Below are 16936 nucleotides of genomic sequence, written 5' to 3' on the forward strand. Positions count from 1 at the left end.
CTTAACCGTTGATGGCTTTTTCAGAGAGTTCGATGTTTTCCACCAGGCAGCCCGCGCCAAAGTCTTCCACCACGTAGGCGTCGTTGGAGGATTCGTAGTTTTCCACGCGGTTGCGCTTGGGGTTCTCGGTGACGAAGCGGCGGCGGGCACCGTTCTGCCAGTAGACCGAGAGGTTATCCAGGGTGGTGACCATGAGCGCGTTATCGGGGAAGAAGGGCACATCCATGCCTTGCAGGCCACCGATGCGCTTCTGGCTGATGACCAGATCGGCGGCGAGTTGCTCGCTGGGCGGTAGCTGGTTGAGCAGCGGGAAGTATTTATCTGACATCAGGTTACGGCCGAGGATGACCACCAAACCTGGTAGACGGCGGAACCAGGGGGCGATAAGGCTGTTCACCACGTCGTAGACCAGGGCATCTAGCGTGGCGTAGTCGCCAACGATGCCTCCCGGGATGGTGTCGTTGGGTGTCGGGTCGATCAGCACTTTGCCGTTGGTTTTACCACCGGTCATCACTCGTGCCGGTGACTGGGTGCGGTAGTGCTGCAGCCAGCCGATGTTGACGTCTTGGAGGTACGGGTTGGCGACCGGGTCGGTTTGCACGGCGGCGGAGGTACCGTTGAAGCCGATCATCATGCGATCCAGCGCCTGCTGGCGAACGATGACATCGCGCACCATGGCCTGGAAGTTGGGGAACTTGGCCCAGGCATCCAGCTTGGCGTAACCCAGGTGGGTGTCGAATTCGGTCATTCGGCACTCGTAGCCTTGGGCGTCCAGTGTGGTGAGGTCGCGGGTCTTGCGGTCCTGGTTGGCGACGTTGGTGCGGGCGGCGATGGGGCCAGTAACGCCGAGGGCGAGTTTTTCGCCTTTCAGCTCATCGACGCCGACCATGTTGATGCGCGAGAGGAAGTCGCTGGATTCCTGAATGCGCTTTTCCAGCCGCTGCTGAATGCTGGGATCGACGGCGAATTTCTGGGTGGCATCGGGGACGCCATTGAGCTTCGCCACCTGGGCGGCGAAGTTGGTGAAGTGCTTACGGGTATCGTTGCGCATGGGCGTCTCTTAGCAGTCGGTTTCGATGTCGGTGTCGCCGCCGGTGGCGGGCGTGCGGGCTGGGCGGTTGGGGGTGCCGTCGAGCTTGGTATAGAGCGCGTCGAACTCTTTTTTCAGGGTGTCGTGGGCGCTTTTGAGCTCATTGAAGGCGGCTTGCGTGGGGCGCTTTTTCAGGGCGTCGCTCAGCGCCTGGTGTTTTTCCACGAACAGGCCGAGAGTCTCTTCCAGCTCGCTGCGGAAGGCTTCGAAGCCCGCGGCGCTTTTCGCATCCTGCTTTTTGAACAGCGCTTTGACGCGCTCGGCCAGCGTTGGGCCTTGCTCGTGCGGTTCATCGCTAAACGAGAGGTCGGTTTCCAGCGCTTCGGAGAAGAGGTTTTCCGGGCGCTGTTTGCGGGCGGCCAGCGGTGAGTTTTTGCCCTCAGAGGCGCTGAACTTGAGCATGGAGGTGCCGAGGGAGGCGGGGGAGTCGGTGACCGCCAGCCCGACCAGGTAGGCTTCGCCGGTGTCGGCAAAGTCGAGGTCGATCTCCATGGAGGTGTAGACCTTCTGGCGTTTTTCGACCATGGCCTTGAGTTCGTCGGTGGGGTCGATCTCGGCATAGAGGCCGAGCTTGCCGTCGTCGTCTTCCTCGGTTTTGAGCGCGGTCACGTCGCCGTAGGCTTTGAAGGGGCCTTCCGGCAGCAGGCCTTTGATGTGTTCCATGTTGACCCGGCAGCCGTACTTGGCGGGGTCGAAATTGGCGGCCATTTGGGTGAGCCATTCGGCGCTGATGGTGCGGCCATCGGTGGTTGCGCCTTCTTTTGCGATACGGTGCCAGGGCATGGTCGGGCCTCGGTGAGTGGGTGGGCGTTTGGCTGCGGTCAGGTTCCCCGCAGTGGGGCCTTGGCTCAATGAGGGCTGGGTGTAAGTGGCGTGACTTACATCGGGCGGGGCAATCGTGACCGTGCCTGCGCGGGTACGCTGGCGGCATGACAGCCCAAGCCCCGATTGACGACGACCAGCACAGACTTTCTGCCCGCCATCTCTATTGGATGGGGTGGCGGATTGCGCGCATTGCCGAGTTCCTGGATTTGCCACGTGCCACCGTGGATTCGTGGAAGAAACGCGACGCCTGGGACGAGGCCACGCCCACGCAGCGGGTCGAAGGGGCGCTGGAAGCGCGCCTGGTGCAGCTGATTTGGAAGGAGCAGAAAGAGGGCAAGGATTTTAAGGAGATCGACCTGCTGGGCCGCCAGATCGAGCGGCTGGCTCGGGTGCATAAGTACCAGGGCAGTGGGAAAGAAGTTGACCTGAACCCCAACATCGAGCGCCGTAACGAGGGGCCGAAGAAGAAGCCCGCCCGTAACGATGTGGGCGATGAGGGGGTGATTCAGATTGTCGAGGCGTTCGAGGCGTCGCTGTTCGATTACCAGCGGGGCTGGTACCGGGCGGGACAGCATGAGCGCATTCGTAACCTGCTCAAAAGCCGCCAGATCGGCGCGACGTGGTACTTCGCCCGGGAGGCGATTGCCGATGCCATGGAGACCGGCAAGAACAAGATCTTCATGAGCGCGAGTAAGGCCCAGGCGCATATCTTCCGCCACTACATCGTGCAGTTCGTGAAGGAAGTGACCGGGGTGGAGCTCAAGGGCGACCCGATCATTCTTGCCAACGGCGCGGAGCTGCATTTTCTGGGTACCAACGCGAAAACCGCCCAGGGCTACCACGGCGATACCTATCTAGACGAATACTTCTGGATTCATGGCTTCGAGACGTTCCGCAAGGTGACGTCGGGCATGGCCATGCACAAGAAGTGGAAACAGACCTACTTCAGCACGCCCTCTTCGGTGGCCCATGAAGCTTACCCGTTCTGGACCGGTGACCGGTTCAACAAACGCCAGAAGAAAGCCGACCGGGTGAAGATCGATGTGAGCCACGCGGCCTTGAAGAACGGGGCGCGGGGGCCGGATGGCCAGTGGCGGCAGATCGTGACCATTGAGGATGCGATTGCTGGGGGCTGCGACCTGTTTGACATCGACCAGCTGCGCCTGGAGTACAGCGACGATGAGTTTGCGAACCTGCTGATGTGCGAGTTCGTGGACGATACGCAAAGTGCCTTCCCGCTGGCGATGATGCAGCGCTGCATGGTGGATAGCTGGGATGCCTGGCGGGATCTTAAACCCTTCGCGCCCCGGCCTTATGGCGAGCACCCGGTATGGATTGGCTACGACCCGGCGGGGGATGGTGAGGATGGCGATGGGGCAGGGTTGGTGGTGGTCGCGCCGCCGAAAACCGCTGACAGCAAACACCGCATCCTGGAACGCCACCGCCTCAAAGGGCGCGACTATGAAGCCCAGGCGGAATTTATCCGCAGCGTGACCCGCCGCTATAACGTGACCTTTATCGGCATTGATACCTCGGGCCTCGGTGAAGCCGTGGCCCAGCTGGTGGCGAAGTTCTTCCCCACCGTCACCCGTTACCGCTATACCCCGGAAATGAAGTCGCGCCTGGTGATGCAGGCGCAGCAGATCATCAATAAGGGGCGGCTTGAATTCGACGCTGGCTGGGTAGATCTCGCCCAGTCGTTTATGGCGATCCGCCGAGAGCTGACCGCCTCCGGACGCCAGATGACCTACACCGCTGGGCGCAACAACCAAACCGGCCACGCTGACCTGGCGTGGGCGACCATGCACGCCTTACACAATGAGCCTCTTGATGGCCCCGCCGACTATGGCACGGGCCGTTCCCTAATGGAGATGTACGGATGAGCGACGCGGCAGCAAAGCCCCGGGTGCGCGTGCCCGCTTACGTGACAGACACCGACGAGACCACGGCCGCGCCTGCCAAAGCGGAAGCGTTTAGCTTCGGTGAGCCGACGCCGGTGATTGATGGGTACGATTTTTTCTATACCGGCTGCTGGATGCTGGGCAATGAGTGGTACGAGCCGCCGGTGGATTTTCCCGCCCTGGCTCAAACCTACCGGGCCACGGCACACCACGGCTCGGCCATTCAGGTGAAACGCAATATTCTGGTGCGCTCGTTCATTCCCCACCCGCTGTTAAGCCGCCAAGCGTTTAGCGCGCTGGCCACCGACTACCTGGTGTTTGGTAACTGTTATCTGGAGCGGATCTTCGGCCGCTTGGGGAGGTTGCTGGCCTTGAAGCCTGCGCGGGCAAAGTACGTTCGCCGTGGGGCGGATCTCAAACGTTACTTCTGGGTGCCCAACTGGTCCGATCGCAGCGAGTTTGACGAGGGCAGCATCATTCACCTGCTGGAACCGGATATTAACCAGGAGGTGTACGGCGTGCCGGATTACCTTGGCGCGCTGCAGTCGATCTTCCTGAACGAGAACGCCACGCTGTTTCGGCGCAAGTACTATCTGAACGGCTCCCACGCGGGGTTCGTGATGTACGTCTCCGACGCGGCCCACAACCAGGAAGACATCGACGCCATGCGCACCGCGCTGAAGGAGTCGAAGGGCGTGGGCAACTTCCGCAATCTGTTCCTGTACAGCCCGAATGGCAAAAAGGATGGCATCCAGATCATCCCGATATCTGAGGTGGCCGCGAAGGACGACTTCGCCGCGATCAAGAACATCACCCGCGACGACCAACTCGCCGGCCACCGCATCCCCCCGCAGCTGATGGGCATCATCCCCAACAACACCGGCGGCTTTGGCGACGTAGAGAAAGCCGCCAAGGTGTTTGTGACCAATGAGCTCGAACCGGTGCAGGCTGTGTTCAGTGAGATCAATGATGTGCTGGGGGAGGAGGTGATTCGGTTTCGGGAGTATTCGCTAGACCCACAATAAAAAAGCGCCTGGCATGACCAGGCGCATATCGCTCGTTTCATCCCTGAAAGCAGTGGAGGCGTCCCGGCCCCGCAAGCGATACCCACTACTGTATATCAATACTGTATATTTGAACAGGTATCATGGATGATGAATCGACCGATTTTGCCCTGGATGGGCGGCAAGCGCCGCTTGGCTAAACAGATCCTACCGCTCTTCAAACCGCACACCGCTTACGTGGAGCCCTTCTGCGGCGGTGCTGCGCTCTTCTTTATGAAAGCCCCCAGCAAAGTGGAAGTCATCAACGACGCCCATGGGGAGCTGGTCAATCTTTACCGCGTAGTGAAGCACCACCCAGATGAGCTGGTGAAACAATTCCGCTGGGGGCTGATCAGCCGGGAAGAGTACCTCACTCAACGCGAGATCGACCCACGCCACCTGACTGATATTCAGCGGGCGGCGCGCTTCTTCTACCTGCAAAAGCTCGCCTTCGGCGGCAAGGTGAGTGGCCAGACGTTTGGCACCTCTGCCGTCTCCCCGCCGCGTATGAACCTGCTACGGATTGAGGAAGATCTCAGCGCTGCACACTTACGACTGGCTCGAACCGTGGTCGAGCACCTGGACTGGGCAGAGTGCATTAAACGTTACGATCGGGAAGGCACGCTCTTCTACCTCGACCCACCATATTGGGGCACCGCTGGCTACGGCTGCGACTTCCCGCTGGAGGAGTACTACCGCATGGGCGACCTAGCCAGAACAGGGCAGGGGCAGTTCGTGATCAGCGTCAACGACACGCCAGAGATGCGCGACGCTTTCAAAGGGCTAACCATCCAGACAACCGAAATTCGATACACTGTTGGGCAGAAGGCAACAGAGCCGCGGGGTGAGCTGATCATCAGTAACCTTTAGGCTGGTAGCCTTACTTATGAAGCCGCTCCATTGAAGGGCGGCTTTTTCTTTGCTGACGTCCACCAAAAAAATCAAGCCTGCTGCCCCAGGCCCGCCACCCCACGGCGCGCCGTCGACTCCCCGCCCCGCCTGCGCGCTAAACCTGTGTGTTTTTATGCACCCATGCACATGCAGCTAAACCGCGCCGTTACTGGGGCCTGCGGCCATATTCTGTACGCCCATTTTCATGCGGAATCATGCGAATTTCTTCACACAGCAGGTGGAGTAATACAGCCATGAGGTGTGGTTCTAAAAAGCATGGGGGTATCGGGAAAAGGTAATCTAGGTAATCTGGCTCTTTTTTGTTCGTAACTAATTGATTGTAAATGATTTATGGATTACCTCTAAAAGGTAATAAAAGGTGATGTAAAAGGTAATTTTTACTCAAGTGATTGATATTGAATGCTTTTTTAAAATGTTCAATTCACCTTTTCAAAAGGTAATGTGGTTACCTATTGATCACCTTTTTATTACCTTTTGAACGACTGTTTTAATTTTATTATTTTCAGTGGCTTAGGTCGTATTTCTGAGGTTGGTTACCTTTATTACCTTTTTCCGAGACCCCCAAACATTCTGGCGTAGCCTTCACACATGATGCGCACGCACACGCGTCACACGCATATCTGTAAGCAGTAGGCGAATAGAGCAAAAGCGCTATTTTGTTGGCACAAATTTGGTACTTGTTCTGAACGGGAGGCTTAACGGCGGGGGTTCGGTCTAATCCATCATCGGAGCTACAGAAAATCGGCGGGCCGCTTCTGCTGGGTTTTGTTTCGTCATATTAATCACTTGCATACTTGGTATGCGATGTAAGTACACACATCTATTGCCCTCTGATCGCGGCTATTCGCTAAACGAACAGCAACACCATGGTCTACATGGTGACCTATCAGAAGTGGTGGGCGCGTTGGCGGGCAATTGTACGCAAGAAAGGGTAGGCAGCACAAAATAAGTCGCTGCGCCTTGATGCAGTGTGTTGACGGGGAAGGGGAGGCTCAAAAATTCCTTCCGACATCGCTGGTGTTCATCATCCTTGCTAGGTGTTTTCGAAGGTGTCGCCTGCTGAATGGCAGCCGGACACCACTAAACCATAGGTGTGGCACTCGTCGCCTCGCTCAATGGCATTAGGAAATAAAATTGCTCATCTTTATATCAGTGGGGGCAGCAGTGGCTAGCTTAATTCGAGGCCAGCGTAAGCTGATTTGATATTGCACAACCCCTGCATCACATTGCGTATTTTGCGGTCAAAAGCGGTATGGTGAGAGCCCGAGAGAGGCAGCATTACGCCTATTACAGAAGATGAGGAGTCGTTATGGGGAAAACGCTAGGTTATGTTGGCGTGGCGCTAGTGGGTACCCTGCTGCTGTCCGGCTGTAGTGGGCCTGAGGAAGAGGTCGCACAGCACCAGCCACACTCAGTGGCCGAAGAGCGTGCTTCTGAACCTGAGCCGTCTGCACAACAGGTTGAGCCGCTCAATGTAATGATTTCAACCGCTGCTTTTTTACGTCCAGACCGGCGTTTGATGGTGGAAGGCGAAACCAATCTGCCAAATGATGCCCAGCTACAAGTAGTGGTAGAGCGAGAAATTAGCCGCGTACGCTGGCAAGAGCGTACACGTGTGGTGAATGGTAAATTTGAAGCTGGCCCACTAGGCTCTGGCAGTGGCTTACCGGATGGCAATTATCTTGTCACCGTGCAGTTAGGTGAGGCTGCCGTTCAGCCAGAAAGCGTGCAGGCGCGCATTGGTACCCAGGGTGAATACTTGGCGGGAGAGCTCATCAGCCAGTCCCGCCATGGGTTAGGGCAGGTAGCCACCTACTCGCGCCGTTTCTTGGTAGGCAGTGAACCAAGACGGACCCGCGACCAGGTGGACGTTATTGAGGACAAGTAGGGATGGGGAGGTAGATGCTTTAGGCAGGACACCAGTGTGCTAACAACACCGCATGAATCGAGGTGTCAGTGGGCGCTTTGGAGAAGTGCTCAATGACAAATCGGCCATCACGCTGGATGAGATAGTGGCCTGCTTTATGAAACACATGCGTTGGGCCAAGCAACAGCAAATCACCAGAGGCTACTGGTGAAAAATCCGTTTCTTTGCCAGGGGTGGCCATCACGCAAGGTGCTTTCCAGTCAATCTTCAACGGCAGATGATGCGGTACGGTAATGGTCGTTGCCTGAACCTGTTCCCAGGGGAGGGGACCAGTATGGGTCAGGGTCAACAGTTGAGGCGCACTGTCACCTTCCAAAAGGGTCGCCAGCGAGCAATCAAGGGCATCGGCGAGCGCCACTAAGCGCTCGTGGCCGATCTGTTTGATCGCCCCGGACTCCCAGTAAGAAATGGTGACATCTGACACGCCAACTTTACGAGCAAGGGCAGCTTTGTTGAGCTTGGCCCTAAGCCGCAGTTGCTTGATACGTGAGCCTAGCGATTCCATTTCATTTTCCTATCGATGAGCTAAATCAGCTCGTTGAATGTACTTCCGCCCGTTAAGACGGCGCTCTGATCATGCAGAGAAAGGTGCAACCCATTCTCATTTATGAACACGAATCATAGGTACTACACCATACTAAGCGATTGTGCTTTAACGCGCATCTTCCTATCTATGTTCTGAGAGCTTTCGATCAGACGCTTTTGAGTCAAACTCGTTCCCTTTCCAATGCTGTTGGTTGTTCTTAGGGTGCGTATAATGGCGCCACGCTTAACTGCTAAAGGGAACTGTTGATGACCGTACGTACTCGTATCGCGCCTTCTCCTACTGGAGACCCTCATGTAGGCACGGCCTATATTGCACTGTTTAATCTCTGCTTTGCTCGCCAGCACGGCGGTCAGTTCATTTTGCGTATTGAAGACACCGATCAAGTACGCTCCACTCCTGAGTCAGAGCAGATGATTCTCGACTCATTGCGTTGGTTGGGGCTTGAGTGGGATGAAGGCCCGGATGTAGGTGGTCCCCACGGGCCGTATCGGCAAAGCGAGAGGGGCGATATTTATGCGAAGTATGCCCAGCAGTTGCTAGACGCCGGGCATGCCTTTAAGTGTTACCGCACCAGCGAAGAGCTTGATGAGCTGCGCGAGTCACGCAAAGAGGCAGGCCTGCATTTGGCATTGAAGCCAACTGATTTAGCCCTGGACGCAGAAGAGCAATCACGTCGTGAGCAGGAAAGCTGGCCCTATGTGATTCGTATGAACGTGCCCAGCGAAGGCGTGTGCGTGGTTAGCGATATGCTGCGCGGTACGATTGAAGTGGATTGGGCGCAGGTTGATGCTCAGATTCTGATGAAATCAGATGGTATGCCTACGTACCACTTAGCTAACGTGGTGGACGATCATTTAATGGGCATTACCCACGTGCTGCGTGGTGAAGAGTGGATCAATTCCGCGCCGAAGCATCAACTGCTGTATGAGTACTTTGGTTGGGAAATGCCGCAGCTTTGCCATATGCCGCTGCTGCGTAACCCGGATAAGTCCAAGCTCTCCAAGCGTAAAAACCCAACGTCGATCAATTACTATCGCCGCATGGGCTTTTTACCCCAGGCCGTGACCAATTACCTGGGCCGTATGGGTTGGTCGATGCCTGATGAGCGTGAAAAATTCAGCTTGTCAGAGATGATGGCAGAATTTGATATTCAGCGTGTCTCACTCGGCGGGCCCGTGTTCGACCTAGAGAAATTGACGTGGTTGAACGGTGTTTATATCCGTGAAGACTTGGACGACGACGCACTGCTGCAGGCGCTGCGTGAGTGGGCGTTCAATGATGCCTACGTGAAGCAGATTTTGCCGCAAGTCCGCCCTCGGGTAGAAACGCTCTCCCAGGTTGTTCCGCTGGCGGGCCACTTTTTCTCTGGCTTGCCCACAATCACTAAAGATGATTTTGACAGCGTGAAGCTGGACAACGAAGAGCTAGTGAAGCTGCTGCAGTTCCTGGTATGGCGCTTTGAAGGCGTCTCTGCTTGGCATAAAGAAGCGTTGCTGGAGGAAGTCAAAAGTCTGGCAGAGTACTTTGAGCTAAAAATGAAGGCCTTCCTGGCACCAGTGTTTATTGCCATTACAGGCAGTACCTCAAGCACCTCGGTGATGGATGCGATGGCTATTCTTGGCTCTGACGTGACGCGTGCACGGCTTCGCCATGCGATTGCCGTATTGGGTGGCGTGTCCAAAAAGCAGGCGAAGCGGTTTGAAAAAGAGTACCGCGATCTGTAATTGACCCCTGCTATGAAAATGGAGAGAGCGTCGCGCGGTCTAGTTATGAACGCGTGGCGTTTTCTTCGGGAAATAGGCTTGACGAAGATCAGGCGAATCAGTAATATACGCTCCGTCTTCGCGACATGTGGGGCCTTAGCTCAGCTGGGAGAGCGCAACACTGGCAGTGTTGAGGTCAGCGGTTCGATCCCGCTAGGCTCCACCAATATCAGTAGCACTGATGTTGCCTTGTCAAAGATGCTTCCAGGTTAGATACGTCCCATTCGTCTAGTGGTCTAGGACACCGCCCTTTCACGGCGGTAACAGGGGTTCGAACCCCCTATGGGACGCCACCTCATATCTATATCCGCACGTCCAAAATATTATCATTAGCAAATAGCAATGAGTTCTCTCACTTGCTCTTTTTGCATTCCCGCCGTCTAGAACTTGCGTCTATTTCACGCGTTTTTTGTCAATATTGTGCTTGACTTGTCCACTTTTATGTCTCCGAGGGGCAGGTTGTGCACAACCACATAAATATGAAGCAAAAAATCAGCGATTTAGCTTAATTTCTTTAAAATCAGTAGTTTATGGTAGATCAAAAAATGATCAATTTAAGGCTGGGTCACTGTTCATGGCGATTGCGGGACGTTTTCTAGTGGTTGTAAACAGGGTTATCCACAGATAGTGTGGAAAACCCTGTCCAGGCTGGCAGTGCTAAAAAGTCAAGCGTTATTCAGGCTTGCGCAGCCGTTTTAATAGCGATGACGTGTCCCAGCGGCCACCTTCCATGCGCTGTACATCCGCATAAAACTGGTCGACTAGGGCGGTAACGGGGAGGGTGGCATTTAGCCTACGTGCTTGCTCTAGGCAAATGCCCAAATCCTTACGCATCCAGTCCACCGCGAAACCATGGTTATACTCATCAGCAATCATGGTTTTATGACGGTTCTCCATCTGCCAAGACCCTGCAGCGCCTTTGGAAATGACGTCGATGACTTGGTGCTGATCGAGTCCGGCTTGCTCAGCAAAGTGCAGGCCTTCCGCCAAGCCTTGTACCAAGCCTGCAATGCAGATTTGGTTCACCATCTTGGTGAGCTGACCACTGCTGGCAGCGCCCATGAGCGTGACGGCACGTGCGTAATGATTCAGGAAAGGGGCGACGGCATCAAAATGCGCTTGCTCGCCGCCGCACATAATCGTTAGCGCGCCGTTCTCGGCCCCCTGTTGGCCGCCAGACACCGGTGCATCAATAAATGCAACGCCTTTCTCTCGGCAAGCTGCGTCCAGCTCCAAGGCCAGATCGGCCGACGCGGTGGTGTGGTCTACTAGGTAGCTACCGCTCATCATGGTGCTGAGAGCGCCGTCTGGCCCGGTGGTTACTTGGCGAACATCGTTGTCATTTCCCACGCATACCAACACTAAATCAGCGCCCTCAGCCGCTTCGGCGGGTGTTGAATGAGCCGTGCCGCCAAACGCCTTGGCCCATGCCTCTGCCTTGCTGGCAGTACGGTTGTAAACGCGAGTGGTAAGGCCTTGTTTGGCAAGGTGGCCGGCCATAGGGTAGCCCATTACGCCTAGGCCAATAAAAGCAACGGTGGTAATAGATCGCATAAAACACCTTTGTTGTTGGTAGGAAGCAAACAAAAGGCCACCCGTGGGTGGCCTTTGTCATCCTATGCGTGCATTAGCGCGTTAGCCGCCAATCACTTGGTAGGATAGTCACGTTTTTCGTGACCGATATACAGCTGGCGCGGGCGGCCGATTTTGTAGCTTTCGCTGAGCATTTCGTGCCAGTGAGAGATCCAGCCAATGGTGCGCGATACTGCAAAGATCACAGTGAACATATTGGTCGGAATACCCATGGCTTTCAGGATGATGCCTGAATAGAAGTCAACGTTCGGGTACAGTTTACGCTCGATGAAGTATTCATCTTCCAGGGCGATCTGCTCCAGGCGCTTGGCAATTTTGAGCTGCGGGTCATCGGCCATACCGAGCTCGGCCAGTACTTCGTCGCAGGTCTCTTTCATCACTTTGGCACGTGGGTCGAAGTTGCGGTAGACGCGATGACCGAAGCCCATCAGTTTGAACGGGTCGTTCTTGTCTTTCGCTTTGTCGACGAAGCGCTGAATGTTCTCTTCTGAGTCGTCGCCGATCTCGTCGAGCATGTTCAGCACGGCCTCATTGGCACCGCCATGCGCCGGACCCCACAAGGCCGCAATGCCCGCGCTGATACAGGCAAACGGGTTGGCGCCAGTTGAGCCTGCCAGACGAACGGTCGAGGTAGAGGCGTTTTGCTCGTGGTCCGCATGCAGCATAAAGATGCGGTCCATGGCTTTCGCGTACACCGGGTTGATCTTGTACTCTTCGCACGGGTTGCTGAACATCATGTAGAGGAAGTTCTCTGCATAGCTCAGGTCGTTGCGCGGATAGTTGAACGGTTGGCCAACGTTATATTTGTGCGACATTGCTGCCAGGGTCGGCATTTTAGCAATGAGGCGAATAGCGCTGATCACCCGATCTTCTTCCTGAGTAATGTCCATGTGATCATGGTAGAAAGCGGCAAGGCCGCCTACCACACCACACAGAATCGACATCGGGTGCGCATCGCGGCGGAACCCTTTGAAGAAGTTGTTGATCTGGTCATGCACCATGGTGTGATTGCGAATGCGAGATTCGAAATCAGCATACTGCTCATCATTGGGAAGCTCGCCAAACAGCAGGGTGTAACAAACTTCTACAAAGTTCGACTCTTTCGCCAGTTGTTCAATGGGGTAGCCGCGGTGCAGCAGTACGCCCTTGCCGCCATCGATATAGGTGATTGCGGACTGGCAGGAAGAGGTGGCCATGAAGCCGGGATCGTAGGTAAACAGGCCTTCAGCACCTAGGCCGCGCACGTCGATGACGTCGGGGCCAAGTGTGCCGGAATACATGGGTAGTTCGATCGTCTTGTCGAGACCGTCTACCGTCAATGTCGCTTTCCTGTCAGCCATGATGGCCTCCTTTCGAGTTCGGTTTGGGACGTAAAGTCGTTGTTTCGCATGCCGCGCCGGCGAAAAGGCTTGCCCACTATAGAAGCGTGCGACATTTTGTCAATTAGCCGTAATGCTAGACATGCTTGTACGGGATGTGCGGTTTTGGATAATAATTGTATATGATTAACTGGGGTCTATAGTACCTAAGTGACAGAGGGTTGACGATACGTTAACAGGCTTATCAAACCGTCCATCTAATGTCACTATAACCATGCTGCATCGCAAAATCGACTCAGACCATTGGCTATTTTCTTGCACCATGGTCGAGTTCAGTCTGAGTTCGGTTTGTCAGCAGGGGCTAAGGTTCTTATAATCCACGGCGCGCGACCGGCAGGTAGGTGGTCGTGCCCGACTTGGCAACGGCCGAGCCCCTTCCAGCAACCACTGCCCGCTCGGGCTATGCCCGACCTGTCGCTGAGCGGGCCAAGAGAGTGTGTATAACGCCGTGAATAGCAAACGACCCGTAAACCTAGATCTAACGACGATACATTTCCCACTACCGGCGCTAACGTCGATTACACACCGTATCACGGGTGTGATCCTGTTCGTTGGCCTGATTTTCGCTTTTTGGGCGTTGGGTAAATCCCTGTCATCTCCGGCTGGCTTCGATGCTGTCAGCAGTGCCTTAGCCAACAACTTCTTTGCCAAGCTCGTTGCGTGGGGGCTGCTGTCTGCCTTGGCATTCCACTTTGTGGCAGGCATCAAGCACCTGCTGATGGACGCCAATATTGGGGTGACCTTAGAAGGTGGCGTTAAAAAAGCACAGGCTACTGTGGTAGTGAGTGCAGTTCTGATTATTCTGGCAGGAGTTTGGGTATGGTAACCAATATCACAAGTTTTGGCCGTAGCGGGCTGTCCGACTGGCTGATGCAGCGCGTTTCTGCGGTCATCCTGGCCCTTTACACGGTTTTCGTTGTTGCCTACCTGCTGTTTAATCCAAACCTGGACTACTACGCCTGGAGCGGGCTGTTCGAGCAAACGTGGATGCGCATTTTCTCGCTGCTGGCGTTTGTCTCTATCGCTGCGCACGCCTGGATCGGTTTGTGGACCGTCACTACCGATTACCTCAAGTCCACTCGCCTGCGCGTAGGTGTCCAGACGCTGATTATTCTGGCCATCTTTGTGTACCTGGTGTGGGGCATTCAAATTCTGTGGGGAGCTTGATACATGTCTAACCTTCGTAGCCTGACATTCGACGCCATTATCATCGGTGGTGGTGGCTCTGGCCTGCGTGCTGCGCTTGAACTGGCAAAATCTGGTAAGAAGACAGCCGTACTGTCCAAAGTGTTCCCGACACGCTCTCACACGGTTTCTGCTCAAGGCGGTATTACCTGTGCGATTGCCTCCGCCGACCCGAACGACGACTGGCGCTGGCACATGTATGACACCGTCAAGGGCGGCGACTATATCGCTGACCAAGACGCTGCCGAGTACATGTGTTCGGAAGGCCCCAAGGCCGTCTTCGAACTCGAGCACATGGGCCTACCGTTCTCGCGTTTCGACAATGGCCGCATCTATCAGCGTCCGTTCGGTGGTCAGTCCAAGAACTTTGGTGAAGGTGGTCAGGCCGCACGTACCTGCGCCGCCGCCGACCGTACCGGTCACGCGCTGCTGCACACCCTTTACCAGAACAACCTGAAGAACAACACCACGTTCCTGAACGAGTGGTACGCGGTGGATCTGGTCAAGAACGCCAACGGTGACGTGGTGGGCTGTATCGCCATGTGTATCGAAACCGGCGAAGTGGTGCACGTCAAGTCGAAAGCCACCGTGCTGGCGACCGGCGGTGCCGGACGCATCTACGCGTCGACCACTAACGCCCTGATCAACACCGGTGACGGTATCGGCATGGCGCTACGCGCCGGCTTCCCGATGCAGGACATGGAAATGTGGCAGTTCCACCCGACCGGTATTTACGGTGCGGGCACGCTGGTCACCGAAGGTTGCCGTGGTGAAGGTGGCTACCTGGTCAACAAGGATGGCGAGCGTTTCATGGAGCGCTATGCGCCCAACGCCAAAGACCTGGCGGGCCGTGACGTCGTGGCGCGTTCCATGGTCATGGAAATCCTCGAAGGCCGCGGCTGTGGCGAGAAGGGCGACCACGTGTTCCTGAAGTTGGATCACCTGGGCGAAGAAGTGCTTGGTAAGCGTCTGCCGGGTATCGTAGAGCTGTCTAAAACCTTCGCTCACGTTGATCCGGCGAAAGACCCGATTCCAGTCGTGCCGACCTGCCACTACATGATGGGCGGTATCCCGACCAATATTCATGGTCAGGCGATCACCCAGGACGAGAGCGGTAACGACAAGATCGTCAACGGTCTGTTCGCGTGTGGCGAAGCGGCGTGTGTATCGGTACACGGTGCTAACCGCTTGGGCGGTAACTCGCTGCTGGATCTGGTGGTCTTCGGTCGCGCTGCGGGCATGTTCATCGAAGGCGCGCTGAACGAAGGTATCGAGTATCTGGACGCTTCCGAGTCAGACATCGAATTCGCCATGAAGCGTATTACGCGCTGGAACGAGTCTGAAGAGGGCGGCGAAAGCATTCCTGAGCTGAAAGCCGAGCTTCAAGACATCATGCAGAACTCTTTCGGTGTATTCCGTGAAGAGAAAAACATGCAGGAAGGTGTCAAAAAGCTAGCGGAACTGCGTGGCCGTATTGCCAATGCGCACCTGCCGGACAAATCCAATGTATTCAACACTGCTCGTGTTGAGGCGCTGGAGCTGGACAACCTGATGGAAGTGGCAGAAGCAACGGCGATTGCTGCCCTTGAGCGTAAAGAGAGCCGTGGTGCCCACTCGCGCTACGACTACCCAGACCGTGATGATGTCAACTGGCTGAAACACTCGCTCTACTTCCCAGCAACTAAAGAGCTGAAGAAGCGCGACGTTAACTTCAAGCCGAAAACTGTTGATACGTTCGAGCCTAAGGTTCGCACCTACTAATCTCCGCACTGACGAGAGGGAGTCACCATGTCCAATCTTCAGGTATCCGTATACCGCTACAATCCGGAAACCGACTCCGCGCCTTATATGCAGGAGTTTCAGGTCGATACCAAAGGCCGTGATCTGATGGTGCTGGATGTTTTGCACCTGATGAAAGAGCAAGACAGCGGTTTAGCCTATCGCCGTAGCTGCCGTGAAGGTGTATGCGGTTCCGATGGCATGAACATGAACGGCAAAAACGGCTTGGCATGCATCACGCCGCTGTCCGATGTTGTGAAAAACAACAAACTGACGCTGCGCCCGCTGCCTGGCCTCCCGGTCATCCGTGATATGGTGGTTGACATGGGTCTGTTCTATAAGCAGTACGAGCGTATTCAGCCGTACCTGCAGAACGATACGCCAGCGCCAGCCATTGAGCGTCTGCAGTCGCCGGAAGAGCGCGACAAACTGGATGGTCTGTACGAGTGTATTCTGTGTGCGTGCTGCTCGACTTCATGCCCGTCGTTCTGGTGGAACCCGGACAAGTTCGTGGGCCCGGCGGGTCTGCTGCAGTCATACCGCTTCCTGGCCGACAGTCGCGATACCGCCACGCGTGAGCGTCTGACCAGCCTGGAAGACCCGTTCTCGGTGTTCCGTTGCCGTGGCATCATGAACTGCGTGGCGGTATGCCCGAAAGGTCTGAATCCGACCCGTGCAATTGGTAAAATTCGTGAAATGTTGCTCGCAGATGCGACGTAACTCATTAATCCTGTGAAAAAAAGCGACTACCACATAAGTTGCATCACAAAGCTACTTAAATCGTGGCGCTTCGCTTGTTATCATAGGGGCTGTCATGGTGCGGCGACGCGCCGCACCATGGATCAGCCAAGTTTAAAAGCCGGTGCGACGAGTACCGGCTTTTGAGCATGAACTGGTAATGAAACGCGTCATCATACGTGTATGAAAAAGGGCTACCGGCCTCAGGTCGGCGCCGCCGGCAAACGTCCCGCCCCGCCGGCAGGGCAATAGCG

The 16936-nt window shown here is 55.6% G+C and carries 14 protein-coding genes and 2 tRNA genes; 11 read left to right on the forward strand and 5 right to left on the reverse strand.

The window, feature by feature from the left end; translation table 11 throughout:
* Window position 1: 1 nt before the first annotated feature.
* The gene (locus AC13CY_RS15015; protein WP_483052743.1) at window positions 2–1051 is read right to left on the reverse strand and encodes a phage major capsid protein, P2 family; all 1050 of its coding nucleotides are present in this window, start codon (window positions 1049–1051) and stop codon (window positions 2–4) included.
* A gap of 9 nt (window positions 1052–1060) precedes the next feature.
* Window positions 1061–1873: a GPO family capsid scaffolding protein gene (locus AC13CY_RS15020; RefSeq protein ID WP_483052744.1), complete on the reverse strand. Its 813-nt coding sequence runs from the start codon at window positions 1871–1873 to the stop codon at window positions 1061–1063.
* 146 nt (window positions 1874–2019) lie between these two features.
* Here AC13CY_RS15020 and AC13CY_RS15025 point away from each other — a divergent pair, with 146 nt between their 5' ends.
* The 4 genes from AC13CY_RS15025 to AC13CY_RS15040 all read left to right on the forward strand — a co-directional run bounded on the left by AC13CY_RS15025 (window position 2020) and on the right by AC13CY_RS15040 (window position 7659).
* On the forward strand, window positions 2020–3798 hold the full coding sequence (locus AC13CY_RS15025) for a terminase large subunit domain-containing protein (RefSeq protein WP_483052745.1): 1779 nt from the start codon (window positions 2020–2022) through the stop codon (window positions 3796–3798).
* Window positions 3795–4841, forward strand: a complete 1047-nt coding sequence (locus tag AC13CY_RS15030) for a phage portal protein (RefSeq protein ID WP_483052746.1) — start codon at window positions 3795–3797, stop codon at window positions 4839–4841. Before AC13CY_RS15025 ends, AC13CY_RS15030 begins: the two co-directional genes overlap by 4 nt.
* Before the next feature lie 126 nt (window positions 4842–4967).
* Window positions 4968–5729: a DNA adenine methylase gene (locus AC13CY_RS15035; protein WP_483052747.1), complete on the forward strand. Its 762-nt coding sequence runs from the start codon at window positions 4968–4970 to the stop codon at window positions 5727–5729.
* Window positions 5730–7080: 1351 nt separating this feature from the next.
* Entirely contained in the window at window positions 7081–7659 is a 579-nt protein-coding gene (locus tag AC13CY_RS15040) for a hypothetical protein (RefSeq protein ID WP_062359307.1), read from the forward strand.
* Window positions 7660–7678: 19 nt separating this feature from the next.
* Here AC13CY_RS15040 and AC13CY_RS15045 read toward each other — a convergent pair whose 3' ends face one another.
* Window positions 7679–8203: a helix-turn-helix domain-containing protein gene (locus AC13CY_RS15045; protein ID WP_044627838.1), complete on the reverse strand. Its 525-nt coding sequence runs from the start codon at window positions 8201–8203 to the stop codon at window positions 7679–7681.
* Between the two features lie 287 nt (window positions 8204–8490).
* Between AC13CY_RS15045 and gltX the strand changes: the two genes are divergently transcribed.
* The 3 genes from gltX to AC13CY_RS15060 all read left to right on the forward strand — a co-directional run bounded on the left by gltX (window position 8491) and on the right by AC13CY_RS15060 (window position 10301).
* Window positions 8491–9969 (forward strand): glutamate--tRNA ligase, encoded by a 1479-nt coding sequence (gene gltX / locus AC13CY_RS15050; RefSeq protein WP_044627837.1) that lies wholly within the window; start codon window positions 8491–8493, stop codon window positions 9967–9969.
* Between the two features lie 129 nt (window positions 9970–10098).
* Window positions 10099–10174 (forward strand) — tRNA-Ala (locus AC13CY_RS15055).
* A gap of 51 nt (window positions 10175–10225) precedes the next feature.
* Window positions 10226–10301, forward strand: a tRNA-Glu gene (locus AC13CY_RS15060).
* Between the two features lie 379 nt (window positions 10302–10680).
* Here AC13CY_RS15060 and AC13CY_RS15065 read toward each other — a convergent pair.
* Together AC13CY_RS15065 and gltA are read right to left on the reverse strand one after the other, a co-directional pair.
* Window positions 10681–11562 (reverse strand): NAD(P)-dependent oxidoreductase, encoded by an 882-nt coding sequence (locus tag AC13CY_RS15065; protein WP_044627836.1) that lies wholly within the window; start codon window positions 11560–11562, stop codon window positions 10681–10683.
* A gap of 92 nt (window positions 11563–11654) precedes the next feature.
* Window positions 11655–12941 (reverse strand): citrate synthase, encoded by a 1287-nt coding sequence (gene gltA / locus AC13CY_RS15070; protein WP_062359304.1) that lies wholly within the window; start codon window positions 12939–12941, stop codon window positions 11655–11657.
* Window positions 12942–13428: 487 nt separating this feature from the next.
* Between gltA and sdhC the strand changes: the two genes are divergently transcribed.
* From sdhC to AC13CY_RS15090, 4 genes are read left to right on the forward strand one after another with little or no spacing between them, the layout of a single operon-like run.
* The gene (sdhC, locus tag AC13CY_RS15075) at window positions 13429–13806 is read left to right on the forward strand and encodes a succinate dehydrogenase, cytochrome b556 subunit (RefSeq protein ID WP_196781579.1); all 378 of its coding nucleotides are present in this window, start codon (window positions 13429–13431) and stop codon (window positions 13804–13806) included.
* A complete protein-coding gene (gene sdhD / locus AC13CY_RS15080) occupies window positions 13800–14147 on the forward strand; it encodes a succinate dehydrogenase, hydrophobic membrane anchor protein (protein WP_083026627.1) in 348 nt (115 codons plus the stop codon). The genes sdhC and sdhD overlap by 7 nt, the downstream gene beginning before the upstream one ends.
* A 3-nt stretch (window positions 14148–14150) precedes the next feature.
* Window positions 14151–15926, forward strand: coding sequence for a succinate dehydrogenase flavoprotein subunit (gene sdhA / locus AC13CY_RS15085; RefSeq protein WP_062359303.1), 1776 nt, complete (start codon window positions 14151–14153; stop codon window positions 15924–15926).
* A 27-nt stretch (window positions 15927–15953) separates the two neighbouring features.
* Entirely contained in the window at window positions 15954–16664 is a 711-nt protein-coding gene (locus AC13CY_RS15090; RefSeq protein WP_016914530.1) for a succinate dehydrogenase iron-sulfur subunit, read from the forward strand.
* Window positions 16665–16936 lie beyond the last annotated feature (272 nt).

It is taken from the genome of Vreelandella sp. L-15 (assembly GCF_056857635.1).

Bases quoted from the DNA above. Each gene is read 5' to 3' on its own strand.
- sdhD (WP_083026627.1), top strand. From the start codon at position 13,800: ATGGTAACCAATATCACAAGTTTTGGCCGTAGCGGGCTGTCCGACTGG.
- AC13CY_RS15045 (WP_044627838.1), bottom strand. From the start codon at position 8,203: ATGGAATCGCTAGGCTCACGTATCAAGCAACTGCGGCTTAGGGCCAAG.
- gltA (WP_062359304.1), bottom strand. From the start codon at position 12,941: ATGGCTGACAGGAAAGCGACATTGACGGTAGACGGTCTCGACAAGACG.
- AC13CY_RS15065 (WP_044627836.1), bottom strand. From the start codon at position 11,562: ATGCGATCTATTACCACCGTTGCTTTTATTGGCCTAGGCGTAATGGGC.
- sdhA (WP_062359303.1), top strand. From the start codon at position 14,151: ATGTCTAACCTTCGTAGCCTGACATTCGACGCCATTATCATCGGTGGT.
- AC13CY_RS15040 (WP_062359307.1), top strand. From the start codon at position 7,081: ATGGGGAAAACGCTAGGTTATGTTGGCGTGGCGCTAGTGGGTACCCTG.
- AC13CY_RS15015 (WP_483052743.1), bottom strand. From the start codon at position 1,051: ATGCGCAACGATACCCGTAAGCACTTCACCAACTTCGCCGCCCAGGTG.
- AC13CY_RS15035 (WP_483052747.1), top strand. From the start codon at position 4,968: ATGATGAATCGACCGATTTTGCCCTGGATGGGCGGCAAGCGCCGCTTG.
- AC13CY_RS15020 (WP_483052744.1), bottom strand. From the start codon at position 1,873: ATGCCCTGGCACCGTATCGCAAAAGAAGGCGCAACCACCGATGGCCGC.
- AC13CY_RS15025 (WP_483052745.1), top strand. From the start codon at position 2,020: ATGACAGCCCAAGCCCCGATTGACGACGACCAGCACAGACTTTCTGCC.
- AC13CY_RS15030 (WP_483052746.1), top strand. From the start codon at position 3,795: ATGAGCGACGCGGCAGCAAAGCCCCGGGTGCGCGTGCCCGCTTACGTG.
- AC13CY_RS15090 (WP_016914530.1), top strand. From the start codon at position 15,954: ATGTCCAATCTTCAGGTATCCGTATACCGCTACAATCCGGAAACCGAC.
- gltX (WP_044627837.1), top strand. From the start codon at position 8,491: ATGACCGTACGTACTCGTATCGCGCCTTCTCCTACTGGAGACCCTCAT.